Here is a 25,185-nt window from a genome sequence, read left to right as displayed (position 1 = left end):
AATTTTAAGATTCCTACCCAGTGTAGCATGTATGGTGATGCCTAACCAGGTAAAATCTATCATAAAAGTTATATAATTTCATAGTTTTAACAGATTTTAGCGCGAGTAAGAGGAAAAAAGCTATAGTAAAGGGATATTGAATAAAAGTTCAATATCCCTAATCAGACTTATATCTCATAGAATCCTAGCCATTGTCAATCTGAGCTCTCTCTCGCTTTTCTTTTAATAACAGCACGCCCATCAAGCCGATCACGGAGAATAGGACTGGCGAAACGAAGCCATAGTAATATCCATCACTTACATTCCCTGTGGCAGCTTGAAAATAATCTAAAATATACCCAAAAATAATTGGAAGCAATGCTGCACTTAGAAAGCCCCCTGTATTAGCAAACCCAGAAACGATACCAGATTCAGTAATAGGGAACGTTTGACGAACAGCCGCAAAGGTTAAGGCACTGGCGCCATAGCCAAAGCCAATAATAAAGAACAGTACGATGAGCCCCCAAAATGACGGATGCCCTTTTACTATAAGGAAGGAAAACCAACTCAATAAAACGGTCATTTGAATAGCGATATAGGGTCTTTTAATTGTTCCTAGCCAGCCGGCAACCCCACTCATTAAAGGAGCTCCTAGCAGCGCCCCGATTAGGCCAATCATTATTAGCTGACTAGCCTCTGAACGTGTCATCTCATACATGTCGATGCCGTACGGTACTGCCCACGAACTAATAAAACCAACATAGCCTCCAACAACTCCAAAATGACAAAAAAATAAGGCCCATGCTTGCCTACTTGAAAATATTCTTCTTATTAAAATAGAAGTTTTTTCACGAGTTACTTCCTCAGTGATCACTGCTGGTTTCTCTGGAATGAGACGTTTGGTGTTTTTCACAAGTACAAAATAAAGAAGCACACCACATAACAATAATAATAAGCCCGTTGAAAAAAATGTGATACGCCAACCAAATAAAAGAATCAATGTAGCAAAAGGAACTGTCGCCAATAAAAAACCTAGACTCCCTGTCATACCTGCAAAGCCGATTAAGCGAACAAACTCCTTTTTATGAAACCATTGTGCCAAAATAAGCACCATATTCACCCATATGGTCGCGTCCCCTACCCCTGTTAACATTCTAGAAAAAAACAGCACAAACTCATGTGTACCTAAGCTGTAAAGAATTGTCCCTAATCCTGTAAGCGTAGCACCAAAGATGAGAAAAAAATTCGGTCCAAAGCGATCTGCTAAAATCCCCATAGGAATCTGCAAACTTGTATACACAAAAAATTGGATACTCGTTAATAGCCCGATAGTGGAGGCTGTTACACTAAAATCCCTCATCAATTGGTCTGTAATTAACCCTGGAGCAGTTCGTTGACTTGCCATTAACAAATAGGTAAACAATACAGCAACAAACACAATCCACCTGTACCTATGATGTTGTTTGTCCAATAATCACTACTCCTATTAGCTTTTATTTTATATATATGTAATTTTGATTGTAAGGAAGACCAGCTTTTTCAAGAATAAAACGCACCTAATCGATACTAGGTGCGTTTATCCCTATATTATACGGCGGGCTGAGGCTGTTCACTGACATGTACTGCCGGTTTACGATCTTTCCAAGGCATTGCTTCCTCTAATTGTCTACCTAGCTGTAATAGCGTCAGTTCATCTGCAAATTTACTTGTAAATTGTAGACCAATTGGTAGGCCTGATTTACTTTCGGCTAATGGCAATGATAAGGAAGGCTGACCTGTAGCATTGAATAAGTTTGTAAATGGCGCATACGTGAAAATTTGCTCCGTCCATTCAACAGCTGAAATGCTAGGATTATTGGCATTTAATTCACCAATTTTCGCAGGCAATGTACCGATTGTTGGACTCAATAAGATGTCGTAGTCTTCAAAGAAGCCCGCAACCTGACGCGAAACAACTGCATTAGTATGAATAGCTTCTAATAAATCAGCCGCCTTTAACTGTCCACCATATTCATAGCATTTCCAAATGGCTGCTTCAATATGGTCTGGAGAAACTGCTTTACCCGTCCCCGCTGCTGCACCTTGAATCATTTGATAAATATTCGCTGTCCAAATAGCAACCGTCGCCTTTGTAAATGACGCTTGCTCATATTTCGGACGAGCCTCAACTACTTCGTGTCCTAGGTCCTTTAACACTTGAACTGTTTTATGAACAGCCTCTATGCATTCAGGATCTACAAATGCTCCAGAATTTGTTTCAGTTGTCCATGCAATTTTTAAAGGGCGTACTTTTTCATGGATTAGCTGTCCATATGGTGCATGTGTTACTTCTAATTTGGAGTAGCTTCCTAAATCAGGACCCGCTACTTGATCCAGTAGCACTGCTGTATCGCGAATTGTACGAGTCACAGCGAACTCGATTGCAATACCATTTAAAGGCTCGCTATTGAATGGACCAGCTGGAACTCTTCCTCGTGTAGGCTTTAATCCAACTAACCCACTACAGGAAGCGGGAATACGAATAGAACCACCACCATCATTCGCATGGGCAATTGGTACAATACCACTCGCAACAGCTGCTGCCGACCCACCACTTGAACCACCTGGACTATGCTGTAAATTCCACGGATTACGCGTTGCACCATAAATAACTGCTTCAGTAGCTGCATTATAGCCAAACTCAGGTGTAGTCGTAGTACCTGCTAAAATCAAACCAGCCTTTCTAAGCGCGCCATTAATTCACTATCAACAGGCATAACTGTATTTTCCCCTATACGACTCCCCATACTATGCGGGACACCCTCTGCATGTAACACAAGCTCTTTAATTAAAAACGGAACACCTGCAAACGGAGCGTTTTCATCAACCTTCTCAATGGCTTTATCAGCCTGCTCTTCTAACACACTAACTACCGCATTAATGGATGGGTTTACTTTCTTTATCCCTTCTAACGCTAGCTGTTTTAGCTCCTGTGGTGTTACTTTCTTTGATTTAACTAGTTCGGCTAACCCCAAGCCATCATATGATGCATACTCTTGTAAATTCATATCATCACCTCGTATAGTAGTAATCTTACAACTATAATGTACTGAATATTCTAAGTATTTAACATTACCCGAAAGGATAATTCTCCTCAAAGTAGAATATAAAAGCATAAGAGAGAAACGAGGTGTTTTCATGTTTTACGAAAATGATGTAGAAAACATTCTTAAAGCTAGCTATCATATTTCAAATATGAATGTTAAACAAAGTAATGAAGGCTTTAAAAGAGAACTGTTGCAAACGTTAAGTCAGCATCTCGACTATCACCATATGCTTTTTTGGGAACTATCAAATAACGAATTAAGTGCCCCAGTGCTTTTTAATATAGAAGGTCATACGATTAATGATTACTTACAAAGCTATAAACACCTTGATCCATTACACCCTCAAAATATAAATTCACAGCATTCCATTCACCTAATGACCAAGAATGAAATTATGTGCCCACAAAAACAAACACACTATAAAGAAGTCTTTTTAAAAGAAAATCGCTATGAAGATGAAATGGCTATGTATTTAAAGGTAGACAATAAACCCGTAGCAGTTATCGGCTTTTTAAGAAAATTGGGCGAGAAGCTATTTAATGAAAAAGATATGTTAAAGCTAGTATATTTGAAAAGAAATATCGAAAACATGTACTCCCTACATCACTATTCACAGCCCTCTATCCTATTTGAAATGACAGAACGAGAACGTGACGTGTTAAATTTTGTTTTCAAAGGCTTAAAAAACGGAGAAATCGCCCAACAATTATTCGTCAGCGAAAATACCATCAAAAAACACCTTCAAAACCTCTATAGAAAGTTTCAAGTAACCAATCGTACCCAGCTGCTTGCCAAGTGTTTGAAGTATATTGACCATGTTTAATAGGTTCCTTCATAGAATTCAAAGGTAGTGTAAATTGGTTCAAATATGCTTCTACGCCTTCATATTGGATTTTATTACCCTAACGAACGATTGATTTAACAGCTTCCAACTTTTCCTCCGTAGAAAAAACTGCATCACCAATTAGTAGAGTATATCTAACAATTGGTGTGCAGTTCTGATTTTGACTCTATCTATAGGGGAGAAGGTCCCACCCCATATCCTATTTCTTAATTACTTTCCACTTTATAAACTTTACTATCAAGCTGTCTATTTATTGCCTGCTGTAAAAATCGTGTGGCGGTAAACAATTTTCCTTCATCAATATTCGTTTGCACGCCTAAACGATGCAGGAAATTCACTAAATCATTCGTTGCCACATTGCCGCTTGCACCAGGAGCATAGGGGCACCCTCCTAAACCTCCAATAGCACTGTCGTATTTTGTAATGCCCAGCTCAAGTGCTGCAAATATATTTGCTAAAGCACGGCCATACGTATCATGAAAATGAAGGGCAAACAAATCACTATCGTATTGAGTGAGTAACTCTGATAAAATAGCCTTTACTTGTACAGGATCCGCTACCCCAATTGTATCGCCGATTGAAATTTCAGAAACGCCCATTGCTAGATAGGCATCAATGATTTCCTTCACTGTTTGAAGCTTTACTTCATCACCAAACGGACTGCCAAATACAGTTGAAATATAACCTCTTAACGATATACCTTCACGATTTGCTACTTCGGCTACAGCTATTAAGTTTTGCAAAGATTGGTTGATTGAAGCGTTTACATTACTTTGATTATGCTCCTCAGAAGCAGAAATAAATAAAGCAATTTCATCAACCTTTTGTTGGATGGCTCCTTCTATCCCTTTCAAATTAGGCACAAGAGCTGTATACGTTATGTTTTCATGACGTGTGATTTGCTCGAATACTTCATGATGATCGGCTAAAGCCGGTATCCACTTGGGACTAACAAAAGAGGATACTTCAATATGGCGGACACCTGTTTCACTTATTAAGTTAATCCATTGCACTTTCAAATCAGTTGGAATAAAAATTTTCTCATTTTGTAAGCCGTCACGCGGACCTACTTCTCTAATCTCCACTGCTTTTGGTAAGTTCATCAAGATACACTTCCTTTAATTAAATGCCGAACAGCTGTAGCATAATCCAGCTTGATGCGTAGAATACCATGAATTGTACACCGGCCCCTACACCTAAAATACGATTTAATAAACCACCAACAGTTGCGACTGTAAACGTTAAAACTACTCCTAATAATTGTGCCTCGTTATAAGCAAGCAAGAACGCTAAACCTATGAACATCGCTACAATTGCTTCCTGGCTGATATATTTTAATACTAATACAGACGCTTTACGTGCATAATTCATCGCAAATGGATAGGCAATTAAAGCAGCTACACTTATACCAATTAACCCAAAAATAAAAAAGTCCCAAGAAGACATTAATGTGTGTAAGTTGTTTACTGGATCTACTGTAAAAATTGGTGGTGCATTAAACAATGGTGATGCTGGTCCAAGTGCTACTGGGCTTAACGGAATACCGAATGCAATTAATGGAATAATCGCTTCAGCAATATAAGTCGATTCCGTTACACCATTCATGACAGTAAGACTCGTTGTTGATTTTTTATAGGCACCTTTTGTACGAGAGCCTACAATTTCTCCCATCAATGACGTCATCCCTACAGGACTAAAAACAAATGTAAGGGAGGAAAGAAACGTTGTAATGCTCGTAAAAATGGTCTGCCTTTTCGATAAAATTTTAAATGGATTCGGGAAATAGCCTTTCCAAGACTTCGTTTCGGGAGCAAGATTATATTGATTTGGCTTACTGCGAGCTAGATCATTTTTAGCAATAGAAGAAGCCGCCATTAAAATATTACAAAACATCGGTCCAATCGCAATTCCTAAAAAGAATGTAATACTTAAATGTTTATCAAGCATCGCAAAGCTAACGCTATCTAAAGCTTTTATGAAAAATGCAAATGGAATAATAATTAAAATACTTGCCCATTTTCCCTTTGAAAAGAATGCGATTAAAATAGCGGCAAGTGTAAAAATAATGCCTGATGAAGATTTAAAAAAGTCGGCAAATTGACCTAAAAACTGACCTAACAATACAGCGGTTGGTAGGGCGATAAATGCACCGATGACGCCGCCGGAAATCATTTTACGTAGTGCGACGTGTGGCATCCCTAAACGGCGTAATGTATTGGCATGGTCGATTAACGGTACAGCTGTTGTATCACCAGGAATACCTAATAACGCAGTTGGTACAGCATGTGTTAAGTGCTTTGCTAACACCCCCGCCATGAAAAAGGCGAATACCCCTTCAGGAGGCGCTCCTAGCAAAATAACTAACAATGTAATTGGTACCATAATTGCTGTTTCATCTGTACCCGAAATAAGTCCAATTATAGTAAAGATAGCTGCACCAAGAAGTGCAAATAAAAGAGCTATTAAATAAATACTCATTTTTTATCCGCTCCTTTCAAGCCTTGTAAGCTAGAAAGAATACCAAAATCCTCAAGCTCTTTTTTTGTCACTGGATCTTCCTCGATTAAACGTATTTCCTCGTCTATATCAATTTGTAAGTCCTCAAATGCTTCCTTTAAAGAATGACTAGATGCTTCATCTTCTACTAAAATACGCTTTGGTTTAAAAAGAATCGTATTAATAGCAACAACAATCAGAATTCCCGTGATTCCTGTTAACAGTGAATAAGAGTTAATCATTTGAGGGTCTGCAAACTTCGGAAAAACCCACTGGCCAAACTGATAGCCTAAAAAGCTTGCAGCAACGCTTAAAATAATTGAAATAATTAATTGATTACCAGAAACCGTGTCTCCTAAAATTTCAATAAACTTCTTTTCCTCTACCTTTTTTTGCTCATTGTATGGAGTATTCGCCATGTATTATTCACCTCGCAGAGAGTTTGTAATCTCTAAAACACGATCATAACGGAAATCCTTCTCTTCTACAGCCTGCTGCACAACACGATCAATAATATCGCCTGTTGCCCCAGCCATTACAGCCAAGTTTTTCGCATGCAGACGCATATGGCCAGATTGAATACCCTCTGCTGAAAGTGCGCGTAAGCTTGCTAGATTTTCAACTAATCCTACTGCGGCAATGTAGCTAGCTAGCTCCTCTGCAGATTGCACATCCATAATTTTTAGCGCTGCTTTTGCAACAGGATGAGTCTTCGTAGCCCCTCCCACAATACCAACTGCTAATGGCAATTCCAACGTCCCAACAAGATTGCCTGCTTTATTCAGCTCCCACGTTGTTAAAGAACGATATCTACCAGAACGAGCAGCATAGGCATGAGCACCAGCCTCAACAGCACGTGTATCGTTACCCGATGCTAATACCGCAGCTGTAATACCATTCATAACCCCTTTATTATGTGTGGCAGCCCGATACGGGTCAGCATCTGCAAATTCGTAAGCACTTACAATATTTTTCGCAATCTCTATCCCCCCGAGCATTTCTGTCGAGAATTCACCACGCGCACGAACAATACGTTTATCTGCTAAATTTGAAATAATCCGGAGCACAACTCGTCCATTTGTAATACGTTCGATTAATGGTGACACAGATTCCGCCATCGTATTAACAGCGTTTGCCCCCATTGCATCCTTCGTATCTACGATTAAATGCACAACAAGCATTGTTTCTTTTGCTGTGTCGATTAAGTGCACTTCTATATCCTTCACTCCACCGCCTAACTTGACTAACGTTGGATCCTTTTCATTACAATGCTCGATGATCTCATTTTTATGTTCAAAAATTTTCGCCCTTGCTGCATGAGGGTCCTCAATATTTAATACCTGAATCTGTCCTCGCATAACTGTTCCCGAGCTGGAAGTAAAAATACCACCTAACTCATATGCTGCACGGGCCGCATTACTAGCCGCAGCAATTACTGATGGCTCTTCCGTAGCCATCGGAATAAATACCTCCTTGCCATTCACCTTAAAGTTGGCCGCTACCCCTAGAGGCACTGAAATATGTCCAATAACATTTTCAACCATCGCATCAGCAAGCTCTAATGAAATTCCACTTTTTAAAGCTTCAACTTCCTCGTTGGTTAAATTTGATTTTTCAGCGATTAACTTAATTCGCTCTTCTACTGAAAGTAAATAAAATCCCTTAATACGTGAAGTCATCCCCATACCCCCAAAAATAAAAAAAAGTGTAATATAATTCAACTTAGTTGAATAACATTACACCAATTGTAAATTGTCTGAATAGTATTGTAAACAAGAAATTTGTATTTTCGATAATATTTACGTTTAAAGGAAAGATTTAATCCTCAACATAAATTGTTAATACCTTTGAGTTTTCAGCAGAATTGTTAATAAAGATATGCTCCTTTTTCCCAGAAAAATACGCAGAGTCCCCTTCTTCTAAATTGTAAAATTTATGATCGTATTTCAAGACGATACTACCCGAAATGACATAAATAAATTCATCATTATCGTGTGTATAAGGAGCTAAATTTTCCGCCCCATTATGTACAGTAACAATAGAAGGATTGATATTGCTCATATAACTCTTATTCGCTAACAGCTCATATTGATAGCCAAGTTCATTCGTTTCTACAGTCTCATTGCGTTCTTTTTTCGAAACAATCGAAATGCCATCAAATTGATCCTGGATAACAAACCAAGCCATTGGTACATCAAATATTTCCGCAATTTTGGACAATGTCACCAGACTCGGTGTCGCTTTTCCATTTTCTATTTTTGAAATATGACTTTTCGTTAAATTAATCTGCGAAGCTAAATCATCCTGAGACATTTTATTTTTCTTCCGCATCTGCTTTATTTTTACTCCAACTTCTAGTAAGTTCATCTATTCCAGTCCCCTCGATCATTTAGGTTTTTACAATAACTATACTATATTTTTAAATGATGGATAGAAAAATACGGGAGTATAACACTCCTTCATTTTCTTCTGTTCAATTAAATTCAAAAGGGTGTGCTGAAAGTTTCTCGACTTTTAGCACACCCTTCTACCATTATAGTGATGACATTCACATCTTCTTAGGCTGAATTCAGCGAATCTTACTTTTCGGAATTGTTGCATTATGCTCCATAATAAATACTTTGAGAGCCCAAAATCAGCTTAAGTTGAACTGAAGAAAGACCACTAATTCAAAAGTTCTTGATAGAATCGATGACATTTTCGTCTTTGTCATAAAAGCGTTCGAAACAAAAATGAAAATGAGCTGGATAAACTCTCTCAAATTTTCAACGATTTCATTTGTTTTTCAAAAAAGAGTCTCTTCCCTATGACAACAAATGCACGGAGTATGAACAAATAAAAATTCTAGGGTGGTACGGTACAAGAAATGTTAAGAGCAATGGATATCTGATAATAAGTTTTCTGTCATCGAATCTGCCATTTAGGAGAATAATAAAATCTACCGCAATTTTATGTTAAAGAAAAACATAGGGAGATTTTAGTCTTCCTATGTTTTCATTCAAATTATTGATCTGTTTGTTCTTGCTTCTTTTTCAAATACTCCGCTCGTATTTTCTCAAGTTGCTGCTTTTAATCAAATTTGGCTGGCTTGTGTTTTTCATGATACTTGGCCACAGCCACCTTACCTTTAGTATCTAATTGATATTTCCCCACTTTGGTTCACCTACTTTTCTTACCTTTAAAGAAATCTTATTCAACAAATATATATAATATACCTTATTTTGCTGATGTAAACCTTTTTACTATATTAGCGTACCGCTTAACCTTAATTTTAGTAAAAACTTAGTAAATAATTCATAGCCAATGTATTTAAAATACCTGTTGAAAGCACATATTTTTTTCAGATGATGATATCCTTATCCTTATTTACTGATACAATATTGCTCACCTTTATGTATGGAGACGGCGGGAGTCGAACCAACCGTCTCAGAATGTAGTTATATCAAAGGTTGCGGGGGCAAATGAATTTTTTGACTACGTTTTTGACTACGTTTCAAAAAGAAAAAATATTTACAACTTTTTAAATGCCACTCTTAAAAGACCATTCTTTGTAAAATATCAATCGAGACATCTTCATTTGACCAAGCCCAACCATATGATTCTATATCTCTTACTACTATATAATCAGGATGTCCATATTTACCAGTCTGAGCAGAGGAAATAACTGAGATAGGATAGTTACAATCAGATAATAATCTATTATCCCAATTATGTCTTGAGCCATGATGAGGTACTGTTAAAAATTGAACCCTTTTAAGTTTATCTTGATAATGATTCACAAAATCTATGTATGTATCACTTTTTGTACCATTTTTATTAGCAGAGAGATTAATATCCCCTGTAAAAAGATAACCGAAATATGCATACCTAACGCATAAATAAGCCCTATTCGTTAGTTTTTCTCTAAATAGTGGTAATTTTACACCTCTAAAACTCACTGAAGAATTATAGCTTGGCCAATTTAGACTTAAATTTTGAGAGTTTCCTAAATAATTGTCTCCTAAGAAATAACATCTGGCTTTTATAATTTCAGATACATTAGAAATTAAAACGCAAAGTGAGGTATCATTAAAGTCCTCATGTAACTTTTTATAAGCAGCATAGACTCTTTTATCTTTAGAAATTTTTGAAGCAATTGTTTGTAATGAAGAACCGCTACTAATAATTCTATCCATATTTGATGTAAACTCTTCTAATAGATCTGGATTACATTTTTTTACCCAGAAATCAAATTCAATTAATGCTAATATAGTAACTTTTACATCGGTCAAATGATATAAAGTAAGCATATGACTTACATTTTCGCTTTCAATACCTAAAACGTTTGTTCCAACAATCTTTACACTATCATCATCTGATAGAGGAAGAACAGCGTTGTTATTGATTTCCGTATTATTTAAATCACTCGGATGTATAAAAATGAGATTATTAACTATATTAAAATTATCTAGAAAGCCTACTGGATTTAATATAAAGTCCAATATCCAGCCTTCAGATTTACTTAACTTCTTACTCCAATATATATATAAATAATTCCTTTGCATTTTTGTATAATATGGAATAAAAAAATTTTTTATCCTTATATTCTTTTGAACAAACCCTTCAAGAAGCTGCTTTAATCCTGATATATGGTCCTGATGGAAATGTGAAATTATAAGAATATCTAAACAACTATCTTTATTGAGATTAATCAAGTACTCTTCAATTTCCATCTTTAATTCAGTTGCACCCTTTGAAGTTCCACAATCAATAATATATTTAATATTTTCATCTGAATCTATATTTTTTATAGTTGCAGAATAAAATAGCCCTTGCCCTACCTTATGGAACCTCGATAAGTGATTAATTTTTATCATTCAATTCTCCATTCAAAATCTATGATATAAATCCTAATTCTTTTAATGCATTAGAGCTTTAATATTAGTCTATTTTTAGAAAATAAGCTCCTTAAAATTTAAATACAAGTTTTTTGCTGATTGTTGACCACTAGATTCAAAATTACTTGCATTAATTTTTCCATTAAGTATTTTTAGTTTAGACAAATAATTATCAAAAAAATCTTTTGACAGTGTTCCATTTTCAAAACCAATAACAAATAAATCTTTAAATAATAGCATCAATGCGTTATATCCTGTAGTTTTCTTGATAATACTCTTATCTCCAGATTCCCAATCTTTATATAGTACTTCTGAGAGAGAATCAAAATAATTATTTAAAATTTTATAAAGTAATTCTTTTTTGTACTCAACATAAACATCCCATAATATGTATTTTTCTGAACCACTAAATTTTGTATAATACTCTAAGTAGTTTTTAAAAATTGAAGGGTTATTAACATCTTCACATAATAAGTTTCTAACTTCAAAATAGAGATCATCATCATAAATTAAATCTAATATTGGTTTATAAAATGCACTAAGACTAATTATTCCTTCCTCTGAGAATTCATCTTTAAAACCTCTAAGTTTTATTTGATTGTACCATTTTGATTTTTTATCTGTAGCAAATGCAACTGCTATTTCTGCAGCAAACTTTCTTGGAGTTAATATCGAATCCTCGTATTCTTGGTATACTGAAACAGATGGATTCACTTTTGTTTGTTCAGAATTTATCGTAACAAATATTCTTGATTGCTCACTTTTATCTAAACCAATAAATATTGAACAACTAAGACTAAACTTACCATTATACCCCTTTAAACCAGCAAGTCTATGTTGACCATCTATTATTGAAAAGGACTCTTTATCAACTTTTATTTTCAAAGTAGATTCTTTTAATTCAAGTAAAGATTCTTTATTTAAATTTAAAATAATTGAGTTAGGAAAAGTTGCGTCATTTGATTGTAGATATTTTTTAATTTTATCCACTTTCCTAAGGTCTAATTCTCTCTGAATCCCCTCATAAATAGTATCTGCTTTATTAGAAATCCTCATAATATCTGCTTTTGCCATTGAATATAATATTTCACTATCAATCTGAGCAATGTAAAACTCTCCAATAGGTTGTGTAACTTTTTCCACTTTGATTTCTAAAGTTTTCATCCTTTCACCTCATTTCTTATTTATTAAACTTCAATTTCTTTCCCTGCTACAGTACCCGTAGTTTCTTTTTCACTTTCGTTCCTAAGTTTCTTAGAATCGTTTTCATATTTTTTTCTTTTAGTTCTCTCTTCGTTTGTGGAGATTACCAAATAATGAAATGATAAAATTACACCTAAAATAGCAATAGTGAATAAAAGTTTTGTATTAATCTCGACAGAACTGTCAATCAAAAAATAACTCATAAATCCAAATATCGGTAAAATGGCAAGTATATTAAATAACATTGGCACAGTCTTTAAAGAAGTATTATTTTTTTCAATTGTTACAGAAGCAACTGCTAGCATACTACTACTACAACCTAATATTGAAAAAATAATATCCCTGCCTAATTCAGTTCCAAACAATTGCTGGTTGTTTAATTTCAAAATTAATATTACAACTATTACAGAAGAATAGCCCATTAAAAAACTAAAGATGATTTTCTTAAAATCAGATTTATAATCCTTACACCATTCAATAAATATCTTCACCGCTTTATGTATTACTTTCAAAATTTCACCTCCTTTAAATATTTATAGCAAAATATAAAACTATCTTCCATAATAATTCATTATTTACTTACAAATATAGTTATATTTTTAGGTTCTATAACTATTAAATAAGTACAAAAACAATAGTTTAAAATTCTAACTGTCCTTGCTGTATTCGGCATTCAAAAGATGACGTTTATGGCGGTATGTTTTTTGAATGTAAAAAAGCTGAAAATATGCAAAGAATGAATAATAAATTGCATATTTTCAACTTTTTATAATTTTGGACGCTGATCTTTATTAAAAAAAGGCGCCCGATTGTTCAATATCATAGCTTAAATCTTATTCAAGATAAGCACCCGTTACTTAAAGTACATTCCTTTCCAATCTAACATAAAAAATTGCACAATCTGAGCATAGATAATAATATCGTTAATTTCGAAAGGAGAATAGTTCATAATCTCCCCATATACTAATTTACGCTTTCTGTTGTAGTATAATATGGTAAAATTACCAAATTAATTACAGGATGGGCGTATGGAAGGATATTACAAATTACTACTACTAATATTAATAGGTTTAGTAATTGTAGGATTAATTATTTTTTTAATTAAACTCGCATTTCAAATGAAAAAAGGCTGGTTTTTCTCAGGTATTATAATTATTATATTGGCCGTAATAAATCCTTTCTTTATCATGTTGCTATCAAAAACTGGTTTCTCTACTTCTGAAATAGGAGAATTAGGTACGATAGGAGACTTCTTTGGTGGAACAACTGTTGGTCTACTTTCATTAGCAAGTATATTTTTTGTAATACATACTATTGGAATCCAAAGAAGCGAACTCGAACTAACTCGCGAAGAGTTCAAAACAGGAAATACAACCGCTAAAGTTCAACAAATAGACAATGCTTTTTTTAATATGTTGTCGTTACATCATCAAATTGTAAATAATATTGAATTAACCCTCTTCAAAAGTAGTTATTCAGGTCGAAAGGCGATTTCTAAATTAAAAGATATATATGAAGAAAGATTTGCCCAAAAAATATATTTCATTGAGAATCCTGAAGCTAGTTTATCAAATTGGACAAATAGCTTTTATCTGCGAAATCAGTATTTTCAAAATTTATTTTGGAATTCTGACACTATTAAACAAGAAGTTTTGGATGAAGTTTATAAAGAGTTTCATGATGATTTTGGAAACGATATTGGTCATTATATGAGATTTAATTATCGGATTGTAAAATTCATAGTGAATAATGTTGCAAATGATGAAACGGAACAAATGAAAATAAAAGAAGCAACTGGACGTGAAACAATAATTGCAGATAGAAGATATTATTTTGGATTGCTACGTGCTCAGTGGTCTAATGCTGAATTTGAATTAATTCTTATCAATTCTCTATATAGTGAAAATTAAAAATTTAAAGAATTGATATTAAAATACGATGTATTAGACATTGAAGCAACTGAAAACGGAACAAATTCAGAGACTTTTAAACTTAAAGACAGTATGAACATATTTCAACCTTATAAAAGTTTAATTGAAGTCAAAAAGCAGCTTTAGATATATGGTATTAGATAACTTGGCGAAAGAAATAAAAGAACCTATGAAAATATAACATAGGTTCTTTTCAATATTATCATTTAGGATGTTTGCTTTAATTGATTCGCAAAGTGATTGATTTTTTCATCAATAATTTGCTTCCATGATGGAGCATCTGTAGTAGAACAATCTTCTCGACAACTATTTATTAGCTCTTCAAACATTTTATAATTGATTATTCTCTGACCATTATTAAACCCATTTTCGAAAATAGTAATAAATTGTTCTATTGTAATCGGTAAAATTTCTAAATCCATTTTCTCATCATCTTGATGATACCAGACTCCTAAACGGAATGTTTCAGCAGTATTTGTATCAATTGTATTTGCCATAAATAAACCATAAACCCTTTTTCCTTGTTCTGCATATTGTTCCACCATGTCGGCAACGTGCTTTCTTACTGGAGCACCTTCCATGGCTTCTTGTCTTGAAGAAGTTGAAAGCGTTACTTCACCCACTATAACAAAATCATCAAATTCAAATATTAAATCTGAACCGCCACCAACTGCATGGCCTAATGGATAAAATTCTTCATCGACCCTAAAACGTCTTGCTTCCCAAGGAGAATTTTGTAAATGATTTATTGCTAAAAATGCTCGCCATAAAGCCCATTCAAAGTAAGCAGGTCCTTCACCTTGCGGAATTTTGCTACCTCTTCTAATCGGTTGAGTTAAGGCTTTTAGATATTCAAGAATATCTTCCCACTCATTAACTTGATTGCTAGCAAACTGTTTTTCTAGTACCTTTAACCAATCCTCTTCTAAATTAAGCCTTAACATAGATAAATCTCGTTCATTCATTGATGTTAAAATAGGCAATTCTAATTGTTCACCATTAGTTTCCAAAAGTGAAACTGTAGACTGAATAGCTTCAATTGCTTTTTCAACATTATCGGTTGGTAATATTGCCCCATTCCATAAAGTATTCAAATAATTATCAGTTGGTATTGGTTGCCATGGCTCAGATATAATTTGTCTAAAAATCGTCTGCTTATGAACTGCAATTTTTAAAGAACTTCCGTTTTCCACAAAAAGTCCTGTTAATTTTAAATATCTAAAATTGGAGTCAGCGTAGTCTTTAAGCGTTCCTGAACTTTGACCAGTTAAGTTTGTAGCAACATTATCACGATACTCATTTACAAAACGTTTTTTATCTCTCGCTACTGTAATTTGTGCAAGATTCTCACGATATTCTCTTATATTATTAACAGCGTCATCCACGTCTTCAATTTTTCTTGTAACTTGAACAATTGAAGCCATTTCATCTTTTGAAATTTTGGCTTCTAAACCTTGAGTTTCTAATTTATTTAATACCTCTAAAACAATCCGTAAGGGACTAAATATAGGCTCAGGGAATACCTCAATTACTGATGGGATTTGATGAGCTAACAATGCTCTTAAAAAAACTTCTTGTTCCGCTGGTAAAGTATTTACATTAATTAACCGCAAACCGTTAGGGGTAACTGTAAATGGTCTATCAGCTTCTGGATGTTTGATAAATCCCAATTGCATTAATGCAGCTCTCCACTTTCTCCCTACATCACTAGCATCGTTATCTGGTGATTCATCCAATCTTTTTACGAAAACAACTCCTTCTTCATGTAACAACCTAGCAAATTCTTGTTCATTACTTTTGCCTATTAAGTTCCCATGTAATGGAGAATTAACTAGAACACGTAGTCCTTCTTTTAGTCTTTTTGCATTTCGAATAGTAGTATTTCCAACATACCAAGCTTTTTCAGTCATATACCATCCAGCCCCCATAAAATCAATATCCTACAAACAAATATTCTTCAACCGTATTTTTGTTATCCCCAATTTTATGTCCTTGATTTCCAAACGAATATTTATAGTCAACTGACACTACTTCAACATTTTTTTTATATTTTTTCATTATAGCAACCATTTCTTCTTTATTAGGTAAAGAATTAGACGAATAAGAAACAATCAAAATACTATTACGATGGTATTCAAAAATCTTATCGAATGCTTCATATGTACCTTGTAAATTTTTGAATGGTGTAGGATAACTTTTAAACTTCTTAGTTTTAGTATTCCACTGCATTTCTATACCTTGCCAATCTCGAACAATTCCTTCAACAAAATGGTATCTTCTTACATATTCATTATCACTTAATGGACTGTAATATGGCGGGTCAATATAAACTAAATCGGCGTGTTTTTCTACAGTCAAGGAATCCTCATTATAAGATTTGTTTTCTTTACCATTATCAAATACAGCTTCATTTACGGCTTTCACAGCTTCTAAGAACTGTTCTCGTAATGACAATTTTAAATCTCTTCTGCCATCATCGTAACGAAGTCCAGTATATGTAAAAATTCCTCGTGGTCTCTTTTTTAGACAAGCTCGAACCAAAGCGGCTAATACAAGTGATTTTTTCGTCTCATCTTCTAATAATTTCAAATTCGCTCTAACCATATCAATAAATTTGTTATCTTCATCATTAAAATATATTTCATTAAATGTTTCAGATACAAACTTATCAGTTGCAATAGATTCATTTAGTATTCCTTCTAAATCTTCATTAGTTAAAGTAACATGGTTATTTTCCACAAGCGCTTTAGTAATATTAGCTGAAAATGCCATATAATCATTACTCAATACTTGTTTATTTTGGGTTTTAAACATATAACTAACCACGCCACTACCACTGAATAAATCTAGTACAGTCTCAAATTCAAATTGAGATGCCACACCCCAAATATAATTTAAAAGTTTTTCTTTACTACCCATAAACCTTGTTGAAGGAAATTTATGCGTTTGTTCTGGTAGATCTAGTGGTTCTGAATTAATTTTAAGTTTATCATTGTTCAACTTTGACAAGCACGTCTTCTCCTTTTCTCTTTGAAGCAACACTATTAATATTACGTTTTGTTTGATGGACACTAATTTCAAATTCTTTATACAATTCATGTACTAAAGGATGATTGGAATTAGTTAAAAGAACATGACACCCAATATCCCTCAATCTCTTTACTTCTTCCGCCAATTCACGTTGGTCTTCTTCATAAAATTGTTCTTTAGTATATCGCTTAAAGTCTGAGTTCTGTGAGATTGGAATATAAGGAGGGTCTAAAAAGATGAAATCGCCAGGCTCTGCATATTCACGCAGCACATCTTTATAATCACTGTGAATAATTGTGGTATTTTTTAATACTTTGCTAACTACATGTAAATTTTCTTCATCACATATTTTAGGATTTTTATATTTTCCAAAAGGGACATTAAACTTCCCTTGTTTATTTACACGATACAAACCATTGAAACAAGTTCTATTTAAATAAAGCGTTCGTGCTGCTCTACTTACATCTGTTAATGTATCTGGATTTATTGCTCGAATCAAATAAAAAAATTCTTCTTCATTTTTCATTTCTTTTAATTCTTCAATTAATTCATCAACATTTTCAGCGATTATTTTATATAAATTAATTAGCTCGGGGTTAGAATCAGCTATTATTGCATTTGTAGGTGCAAGTTCAAAAAACAAAGCACCTCCCCCAATAAATGGTTCAATATATTTATTAAACTTTGTTGGCATATTTTCTTTGAGAATATCTAACATTTGTGTTTTTCCGCCAGCCCACTTTAAAACAGGCTTCGCTTTTACATAATTGCTTTCATTAAATAATTTTTGTTGTTCCGACATTTTTTTATCATCCTCATTACTTAACACTATCTCAATATTATAGCTTAAAATCATTACTTTCAAAATGGTAACTCTTTTACAGTATAAGGATTATTTATTACCAAAGAAGTAGTTATTTCACTAACTTGCTTCAAATAGTTAGAAAGGTGAAACTGAGAGTGCTCAATTTCACCTTTCTTCGGTTTTTGCTTATCTTGGCTGTTGGCAGTGTATTTTTGCAAATCCACTGTCATTAACACTAGACCCTTTTCGTTTTCAACCTCCGATTTTCTACGGACAGTTTAGAATTCCCCTTATTTTGTTCAATTGGTGGTAACGCATCTGCCCCAGGCTCACGAATTAATTCTTAAAATTCATTTTTTTTCTTTCGTGATCTTTTAAATAGCTTGTTGTTCTTTTCTAACTCATCTTCGAAGCATCTAGGTAGAGCTGATCATCTTCCAATAAGATTGAAGCGTTCATACCATCAAAGCCACCGCAAAAAGAAAGTGCGGTATATTTTGCATTAGACCACCTAATAATCTAAAATAACTTCAAAAATTTCTTTTAAACTTACTTTTTGTAGATCATTAAATGTGGAAGCTCCGGCAATATGCCCCACTTCATACCCTTTCGCTAAAATACAGTTAATATTGAACGAACAAAATATAAAATCCAATTTTATTCAAGAGAATAAGTCTGAAATTTACCCCATTCTTTCTTCTGATAATTGGACTGGAACGCTACGTAACTTTAAGCGATATATAAACTTAGCGAAATTCTTTATTCCTAGAAGAGGTTTTTATTGATGACTTATTATACTTGTTGTATTTACAAGTATTCGTACCACGACTTTATGATTATATTCGTGAAAACCCTTCCGTTTTCTTAAAAGAATCAAAAGAGGTTGACATGGAAGTTAAGGAATTTATAAAGCAATTTAGCTCTGTTCAGAGAGTGATTGTCCACCTCTTTCCAATGGTTGCACTCTATTTTGATGTTCCAGTAAGGCCTAGGGGAATAAAACCACAATTAACAAATGGTCATATTCTCATTTCTGAAAATAAATATTTTATGAAATACTTCATGTATCAAACAGCACATCAAGAAATCTCTGAAAAAGAAATGAATAGATTTCTTAAGGGTATTTCCCATAGCGATATTGATAGCTGCTTAAAAGAACTTTATTATTTTGAAGGACTATATGAATTTAATAAGATACTTGACAAACTTTCAAAGGATGCGCCAATACTTAATGATAGTGCAGTCCATGCAATCACTCGAGTATTTAAAAAAAGGTATGATCAGTTAAAAGAGTTAAAGGCTCGTAATGATATTATTAGAATGCTGGCTCAAGTTTATCATAACAAGCAAGAGCAATTTTTTAAATCCGTTCTTGAGCAAGAAAGACCTATATATTTATTCCTTACTATTTCAATTGGAAAAATTCTTGCATTATATAGTAAGAACAATTCTGATATTGAAGAGAAATTAAATCTATTAATCAAGAATGAATTTAAAGAAAATACATTAGACTATATATTTTCAAACCAAACTAAACAAGAGCGACAATGGGTATTCATAAAATGGATATCTAAAGAAAAAGATATTGAATTCAAACAACAAAAAACACAAGATTATGTTAAAGATATGAGCTATTTTAGAGAGTTAGTAGAATATATTTTGATTGAATATCAAAATTATGATCCCCATGATCTACTGTTAATAATACTTGAAAACTTTGGAGTTGGATTAACAAGAAGCTATCTAATTGAAATTGTTGAATCAGACGACTCACCCGAATTTAAAGAAATGAATACAAATTTGCACAGAATCTTTCAGGATATTTTTCATTATCTTCTGGACCAACTTGCTACTGCTCTAGAAAACTCGAAAAAAGGTGAATTTCCTGTGAAAATGAAAACTGAAATTGAGAGATTGATAGAAATATTTAAAAAAGACAAAGACTCAGAAGAAGAAATGAAACCTATAAATGAAATACTGTTAGAAATTGAAGAATACAACAGGAAATTGATAAAAAAATAGAAAGTGACTTGGTACACGGTTATTGATTTTAATTTAAAATTCAGTCTATCAGACTATTTTCAATTAACCCTAGTAACAGCATAAATGTCGTGAATTCGATTTGTTATACAACTTCTCAATAGATAACAATGTATTTTGCTGTAGTAACTGTAAAGAGGATGGAGATTATTATTAATCTCCATCCTCTTTTTTTAAATACGTAATTAACTTTTTCATACTTTCCTCAATACGATAACAATCTAAAAAAATTACGTTTACTTTGACTTTGAAAACAATTTACTATTTGAATGGATAAGAGGGGAGAATTGAAAGACGAACTAGCACTTTTTATTGTATTATATTAAGCTTTTAGAGCGTACAGACGAAATTACATCAGATAAAAATTTCATTGCCCCTAATCTTCCTAGATAATTTCTTCAATGCTTTAGCCTCAATCTGCCTTATACGTTCCCTAGTCACACCATAAAGTTTCCCAACTTCCTCCAAGGTATATACTCGATTGTCTTTGAATCCAAAACGGTATAAAAGAATATCTGCCTCTTTATCAGTTAGCGATAGTAACAAATTTTGAATCTGCTTCTTTTCTTCGTCTTTGATATAACTCTCTAAAGGTGATAGAATTTCATCATTTTGAATTCCACCAACAATCTCTGCTCTTGTAGGATCAAGTAATTCAAATAATTCTGTGTCTCCACCTTCTTCAGAAACTAATAAATTTAATGATGTCATCTTTAAATAATCTGCCTCTATTTTCTTTAGTGACAAATATTTCTCTCGAGACATCTCTAGTGTTCGCAAAACGTATTCTTCGTTTTCTTGTAAAACTTCAGACTCTCGTTCAACTTTTCTGATTTTTAAAATCGCTTCAAAAACATGTACTGGTAACCTAACAATATGTCCTGTATTAAATATTGCGCGTATAATATTTTTTCTTATGTAATGAATTACATATGTAGACATCATGTTGCCCTTTTCAATATCAAATCTATCTATTCCTTCAATTAAACCTAATATACCTTCTTGGATTAAGTCTTCATCTGATAACTTATGGTTTACAATGCTATTCCATTTAAAAACCTCTTTTCTTACTAATCCTATATTCAGTTCTACTAATTCAATTAATGATTTCTCATCATCATGAGTTTGATATTGAGAAATCAAATATTTATTTTTTGAATAATTATTCTGTAATGCTTCAACAAAACTTACATCTTCTTGATTATTCTCAAGTAATGATAAAAAGTCAATTTCATCATCGTCTTCTACAATTTTTTTTCCTATCATATTATTTTGCTTCGGTCTGCTATTCACAATGTTTTTAAAATTACGGAGCTTTAAAAGTTCAACCACTTGAGTAGCAGATACTTCCTTGTCTGATATCTCACTTAAATACGCTTGGACTTCATCAACATAGATTTCATCAGTCAAATTAAACTCTATTAAGTAGTCATTAACTTTTTTCATCAATAGATTTAATTTCCCCACAATTAATCATCCTATTTTTTTCTTATTTTCTATATTTTATTATATAATATTCTGTATAGAAAAGGAGTGAATAATTTTGGTATATACTGATTCTATTGCATTAAAAGATTTCCTAAGAGATTTAAGTAATTCAAAGCCAGTTTTATTGGTATATAAAGGTTTCAATAAATCATTTATTGAAAAAGTTCCCTTTACAAAATTAATTGATGGTTACTGTGATTTTTCATTAAATTTGCTATGGGATAATAAAATTCAAATGCTTCCGAGTATATTTATGAAAGTTCCGTCTTTAACTAATAGAGACGTACAATGGTGTACTTATGAAGAATTTATTACGGTAAATGAAAACAATATGCTATCTTTGTATTTTGAGATAATTATCGTACAAAATAACCTTTACCACCAAATCTATCCTATTCTCTATACATTTGACGGTCTAGAAACAGTATTTAATGAGTTTTATGCAAATGAAGAATATGTTTCTGATGAAGATTTACCAGAATCATTAGAGTTAGTCTCTAAATACTACGGAAATATTTCAAGAGTACAGGGACAATATTTTATTTCTTATATAGAATCTGAGGTTACCTTAAACTTTTTTGACACTCCTGAACAGATTGAAATTGAAGAAAATTTTATTGGATTGATTGATACATTCATTACTGAAGATGAACTTTCCATCGCTGCATTTACACATCAAATTGAAAATTCTTCTACTAAATCTATCACTGTTGGTATTGAAGGTAACTTCGATGATTTAACAGAATTGATCGCTGAAAAAATCGCTTTATTAAATTCATATTGTGATTGCGATATACGTTTAGTAATACCTAATGAAACGACTCATAACAAATTTGATGATTTACCTTATTTATCTATACTAGAAAAATATTGGGGGCATTCATCATTTCGTTTATTAAAAATGTATGAAAACATTCACAATATAGAAAACCCCAAAAAAACATACGAAATTTCACAAGCACAAATAATTCATAATTTAGTTGAACAAGCTGAACTTGCAAAAGCTGTACCAATGAAAGAATTTAAAGATATTTTCGTAACCTCCCCAACAGGTGCAGGTAAATCTGTAATGTTCCAAATTCCTGCTATTTACTTGGCAGAAGAATATGAATACTTGACGATTGTCATTTCACCTTTAATTGGTTTAATGAAAGATCAGGTTGAAGGAATGGAAAGTAAAGCAATCCATATGTCTGCAACAATTAACTCGGAAGTAACTCCAGTTGAAAAAATGAATATTACTGAGAAGATAGCAAGTGGGGAAATTTCAATTTTGTATATCTCACCAGAAACCTTATTGAGTCGATCAGACATTAAAATGCTTATTGGTGAGCGAAAAATCGGACTATTTATTATAGACGAGGCACATATTGTTACTACTTGGGGTAAAGCATTCCGCTCTGATTATTGGTATTTAGGAGGCTATTTATCTAAACTTAGAAAAGAACTAATCGAGGAGCAAGGTTATTCATTCCCAATTGCTACCTTTACCGCAACATCAATTTATGCTGGTGTCGAGGATATGTTCTCGGAAACACGTGACGGCCTTGGTATGATTTCACCTATACGTTACTTTGGATATGTAAAACGCGATGATTTAACAGTTAATTTAAAGCGTGTACCTGTCAATAAAGATGGGTATAATGAGTATTTGGCAGATAAGTATACAGTGATGCTAAATCGCTTGCAAAAATTTATGAAGCGCGGTGAAAAAACTTTAATTTATTTTCCGATGATTTCATTTATTCATCAATTTAAAGAGTTTTTAGAGAAGAAGGACCCTGAACTTGCTAAAAGTGTATCTGTTTATTATGGGACTTTGACAAAAGAAAATAAAAATGAAAACTTTTTAAAATTTAGAACTGGTGATTCTAAAATTATGCTTGCTACCAAAGCATTTGGTATGGGAATAGATATACCTGACATCAATAATGTGTATCACTTTGCACCTACAGGTAACGTATGTGATTATATTCAAGAAATCGGACGTGCAGCTCGAGACCTGCCAACTGGAAATGCTTATTTTGATTTCTTTCAAAAAGACTTTATGCACGTAAACCGACTACACGGAATTTCTACAATCAGGCAAAATCAACTAATTCAAGTAATGGATAAAATAATACAACTTGCTAAAGTTCGAAGACCGATCAAACGTAATTTACTTGTCAGCGCTGAAGAATTTAGATATATATTCGATAGTAACAAGAAATCTGATTTTGATGATGATATTGATAATAAACTAAAAACAGCTTTGCTAATTATAGAAAAAGACTTTATTTCACAGTATAAATATTCACCGATCGTAGCTAGACCAAGAAGTGTATTTTCAAGAGAATTTTTCACTTTCCCGAAAGAAAAAGAACAAACAATATTAAAAAAATATAGTCGCTACCTAACGATTGAAAAATCTCGAAGAGAAGGTACTAGTTCTAATCTTTACGGTGACATTTACCGAATGGATATGAAAATGCTTTGGGAAGATAAGTTTAACTCAATTTCATTTTCACAATTCAAATTCTTCTTCCATGCTCAAAAGGATAAATTAAAACTTCAATATTTAGAAGATTTTATTCCTATATTACAAATTGAATTAATGATTAACAATGGCACACCTAAGCAACTCTTGAGAGATTTTAAGAAATATCTAGATCAATTTGCAAGTATCTTGAGCCCATATGCTTTAAATAATAAATTCTTCTCAATTGAAGATATCGCGAAATTACTAATGCCTAAATTAAATCAAAGCTATTTCAAATGTGAAAACTTAGCAAATACCTTTATTCAATCATTAGAGAAATACGATTCCCTTCAACGTGCACATCGTAATTTCTACACAAGCTTTATTAAATATGACGCTGCTCGTAATAAAGTTTCAACATCTACACTTGATAAGGCCTACACTATTACACAGGGCTTTGATGCATTTATAAATGAAACTTATCAAAGCTTAGAAAACCTACTTAATCGTCCAGATAGTGTATACTCTGAAGATGGAAACTTATTAATTTTCATGAAAAAACCACTTCCAAATACAGAAGACAAACAAATGGCCGAGTTATTCCTTATACTAGGTATTTTAGAAGCTTGTGAGCTGATCCTTTATAAAATAAATGGTGGAGAAAAGCCTGAGATTTATATTCGTATTAACTCATTACAACCTTTAGAAAATGCAGTATTATCTCCAGCTAGATATAAAAATCGAGTGTTAAAAAATGTACGTGATCGCCATCTTATTTCTACTAATTTACTGACCTACTTATTTGAAAAGGAAGTTGCCTCAGATGACTTTTGGAACTATATTGAGGATTACTTTTTAGGTATAATTCCTGATGAAGTAAATGATTTGATAATGCAAAATACTACTACTTCGAAGAAAAGCTATTTAATTAAACATAAATAAATTAAA

General features: G+C 33.0%; 18 protein-coding genes and 1 pseudogene. 4 read left to right on the top strand and 15 right to left on the bottom strand.

Annotated features, from left to right (window positions below; all coding sequences use genetic code 11):
• Positions 1 to 184: 184 nt before the first annotated feature.
• Complete coding sequence (locus tag ABC382_RS20125; RefSeq protein ID WP_274794328.1) at positions 185 to 1,450, bottom strand: MFS transporter; 1,266 nt, start codon at positions 1,448 to 1,450, stop codon at positions 185 to 187.
• Between the two features lie 116 nt (positions 1,451 to 1,566).
• A pseudogene (locus ABC382_RS20120) lies at positions 1,567 to 3,026 on the bottom strand (amidase).
• Between the two features lie 130 nt (positions 3,027 to 3,156).
• Here ABC382_RS20120 and ABC382_RS20115 point away from each other — a divergent pair.
• On the top strand, positions 3,157 to 3,888 hold the full coding sequence (locus ABC382_RS20115; RefSeq protein ID WP_274794330.1) for a response regulator transcription factor: 732 nt from the start codon (positions 3,157 to 3,159) through the stop codon (positions 3,886 to 3,888).
• A gap of 227 nt (positions 3,889 to 4,115) precedes the next feature.
• On the opposite strand, the gene ABC382_RS20110 is transcribed toward ABC382_RS20115, so the two are convergent.
• The 8 genes from ABC382_RS20110 to ABC382_RS20075 all read right to left on the bottom strand — a co-directional run bounded on the left by ABC382_RS20110 (position 4,116) and on the right by ABC382_RS20075 (position 12,997).
• A complete protein-coding gene (locus ABC382_RS20110) occupies positions 4,116 to 5,012 on the bottom strand; it encodes a hydroxymethylglutaryl-CoA lyase (RefSeq protein WP_322611075.1) in 897 nt (298 codons plus the stop codon).
• 19 nt (positions 5,013 to 5,031) lie between these two features.
• Positions 5,032 to 6,387, bottom strand: coding sequence for a tripartite tricarboxylate transporter permease (locus ABC382_RS20105; protein ID WP_322611076.1), 1,356 nt, complete (start codon positions 6,385 to 6,387; stop codon positions 5,032 to 5,034).
• On the bottom strand, positions 6,384 to 6,824 hold the full coding sequence (locus ABC382_RS20100; protein WP_274794332.1) for a hypothetical protein: 441 nt from the start codon (positions 6,822 to 6,824) through the stop codon (positions 6,384 to 6,386). Before ABC382_RS20100 ends, ABC382_RS20105 begins: the two co-directional genes overlap by 4 nt.
• 3 nt (positions 6,825 to 6,827) lie before the next feature.
• Positions 6,828 to 8,084 (bottom strand): hydroxymethylglutaryl-CoA reductase, degradative, encoded by a 1,257-nt coding sequence (locus ABC382_RS20095; RefSeq protein ID WP_322611077.1) that lies wholly within the window; start codon positions 8,082 to 8,084, stop codon positions 6,828 to 6,830.
• Positions 8,085 to 8,223: 139 nt separating this feature from the next.
• Complete coding sequence (locus ABC382_RS20090; RefSeq protein WP_205445365.1) at positions 8,224 to 8,772, bottom strand: helix-turn-helix domain-containing protein; 549 nt, start codon at positions 8,770 to 8,772, stop codon at positions 8,224 to 8,226.
• 1,166 nt (positions 8,773 to 9,938) lie between these two features.
• Positions 9,939 to 11,261: an MBL fold metallo-hydrolase gene (locus ABC382_RS20085; RefSeq protein WP_412927061.1), complete on the bottom strand. Its 1,323-nt coding sequence runs from the start codon at positions 11,259 to 11,261 to the stop codon at positions 9,939 to 9,941.
• A 75-nt stretch (positions 11,262 to 11,336) separates the two neighbouring features.
• Positions 11,337 to 12,446 (bottom strand): DGQHR domain-containing protein, encoded by a 1,110-nt coding sequence (locus ABC382_RS20080; RefSeq protein ID WP_412927060.1) that lies wholly within the window; start codon positions 12,444 to 12,446, stop codon positions 11,337 to 11,339.
• 23 nt (positions 12,447 to 12,469) lie between these two features.
• The gene (locus ABC382_RS20075; protein ID WP_412927059.1) at positions 12,470 to 12,997 is read right to left on the bottom strand and encodes a hypothetical protein; all 528 of its coding nucleotides are present in this window, start codon (positions 12,995 to 12,997) and stop codon (positions 12,470 to 12,472) included.
• 516 nt (positions 12,998 to 13,513) lie between these two features.
• On the opposite strand from ABC382_RS20075, the gene ABC382_RS20070 reads away from it, so the two are divergent.
• Positions 13,514 to 14,395 carry a putative phage abortive infection protein gene (locus ABC382_RS20070; protein WP_412927058.1) on the top strand — a complete coding sequence of 294 codons (882 nt, stop codon included), beginning with the start codon at positions 13,514 to 13,516 and terminating at the stop codon, positions 14,393 to 14,395.
• A gap of 227 nt (positions 14,396 to 14,622) precedes the next feature.
• On the opposite strand, the gene ABC382_RS20065 is transcribed toward ABC382_RS20070, so the two are convergent.
• The 4 genes from ABC382_RS20065 to ABC382_RS20050 are packed head-to-tail and all read right to left on the bottom strand — an operon-like array spanning position 14,623 to position 18,481.
• Positions 14,623 to 16,326: an AlwI family type II restriction endonuclease gene (locus ABC382_RS20065; RefSeq protein ID WP_412927057.1), complete on the bottom strand. Its 1,704-nt coding sequence runs from the start codon at positions 16,324 to 16,326 to the stop codon at positions 14,623 to 14,625.
• Between the two features lie 22 nt (positions 16,327 to 16,348).
• Positions 16,349 to 17,425 carry a DNA adenine methylase gene (locus tag ABC382_RS20060; RefSeq protein ID WP_412927056.1) on the bottom strand — a complete coding sequence of 359 codons (1,077 nt, stop codon included), beginning with the start codon at positions 17,423 to 17,425 and terminating at the stop codon, positions 16,349 to 16,351.
• Positions 17,406 to 18,302 carry a DNA adenine methylase gene (locus ABC382_RS20055; RefSeq protein WP_412927259.1) on the bottom strand — a complete coding sequence of 299 codons (897 nt, stop codon included), beginning with the start codon at positions 18,300 to 18,302 and terminating at the stop codon, positions 17,406 to 17,408. Before ABC382_RS20055 ends, ABC382_RS20060 begins: the two co-directional genes overlap by 20 nt.
• A 5-nt stretch (positions 18,303 to 18,307) precedes the next feature.
• Positions 18,308 to 18,481 (bottom strand): hypothetical protein, encoded by a 174-nt coding sequence (locus ABC382_RS20050; protein WP_412927054.1) that lies wholly within the window; start codon positions 18,479 to 18,481, stop codon positions 18,308 to 18,310.
• Between the two features lie 658 nt (positions 18,482 to 19,139).
• On the opposite strand from ABC382_RS20050, the gene ABC382_RS20045 reads away from it, so the two are divergent.
• Entirely contained in the window at positions 19,140 to 20,273 is a 1,134-nt protein-coding gene (locus tag ABC382_RS20045; protein WP_412927053.1) for a hypothetical protein, read from the top strand.
• A gap of 372 nt (positions 20,274 to 20,645) precedes the next feature.
• Here ABC382_RS20045 and ABC382_RS20040 read toward each other — a convergent pair whose 3' ends face one another.
• A complete protein-coding gene (locus ABC382_RS20040; protein WP_412927052.1) occupies positions 20,646 to 21,758 on the bottom strand; it encodes a sigma-70 family RNA polymerase sigma factor in 1,113 nt (370 codons plus the stop codon).
• 76 nt (positions 21,759 to 21,834) lie between these two features.
• Here ABC382_RS20040 and ABC382_RS20035 point away from each other — a divergent pair, with 76 nt between their 5' ends.
• Complete coding sequence (locus ABC382_RS20035; protein ID WP_412927051.1) at positions 21,835 to 25,179, top strand: DEAD/DEAH box helicase; 3,345 nt, start codon at positions 21,835 to 21,837, stop codon at positions 25,177 to 25,179.
• The last annotated feature ends 6 nt before the right edge of the window (positions 25,180 to 25,185 follow it).

Source organism: Lysinibacillus phoenicis (genome assembly GCF_047238325.1).
GTDB classification, from domain to species: Bacteria; Bacillota; Bacilli; order Bacillales_A; family Planococcaceae; genus Lysinibacillus; species Lysinibacillus irui.
Note: the sequence above shows the minus strand (reverse complement) of the source record. Positions and strands in the feature narration are given on the sequence as shown.

Coding starts and splice junctions, on each gene's coding strand:
- ABC382_RS20115 (WP_274794330.1), top strand. CDS start 3,157: ATGTTTTACGAAAATGATGTAGAAAACATTCTTAAAGCTAGCTATCAT.
- ABC382_RS20100 (WP_274794332.1), bottom strand. CDS start 6,824: ATGGCGAATACTCCATACAATGAGCAAAAAAAGGTAGAGGAAAAGAAG.
- ABC382_RS20110 (WP_322611075.1), bottom strand. CDS start 5,012: ATGAACTTACCAAAAGCAGTGGAGATTAGAGAAGTAGGTCCGCGTGAC.
- ABC382_RS20055 (WP_412927259.1), bottom strand. CDS start 18,302: ATGATTTTAAGCTATAATATTGAGATAGTGTTAAGTAATGAGGATGAT.
- ABC382_RS20045 (WP_412927053.1), top strand. CDS start 19,140: ATGGAAGTTAAGGAATTTATAAAGCAATTTAGCTCTGTTCAGAGAGTG.
- ABC382_RS20065 (WP_412927057.1), bottom strand. CDS start 16,326: ATGACTGAAAAAGCTTGGTATGTTGGAAATACTACTATTCGAAATGCA.
- ABC382_RS20050 (WP_412927054.1), bottom strand. CDS start 18,481: ATGACAGTGGATTTGCAAAAATACACTGCCAACAGCCAAGATAAGCAA.
- ABC382_RS20105 (WP_322611076.1), bottom strand. CDS start 6,387: ATGAGTATTTATTTAATAGCTCTTTTATTTGCACTTCTTGGTGCAGCT.
- ABC382_RS20070 (WP_412927058.1), top strand. CDS start 13,514: ATGGAAGGATATTACAAATTACTACTACTAATATTAATAGGTTTAGTA.
- ABC382_RS20090 (WP_205445365.1), bottom strand. CDS start 8,772: ATGAACTTACTAGAAGTTGGAGTAAAAATAAAGCAGATGCGGAAGAAA.
- ABC382_RS20095 (WP_322611077.1), bottom strand. CDS start 8,084: ATGACTTCACGTATTAAGGGATTTTATTTACTTTCAGTAGAAGAGCGA.
- ABC382_RS20085 (WP_412927061.1), bottom strand. CDS start 11,261: ATGATAAAAATTAATCACTTATCGAGGTTCCATAAGGTAGGGCAAGGG.
- ABC382_RS20080 (WP_412927060.1), bottom strand. CDS start 12,446: ATGAAAACTTTAGAAATCAAAGTGGAAAAAGTTACACAACCTATTGGA.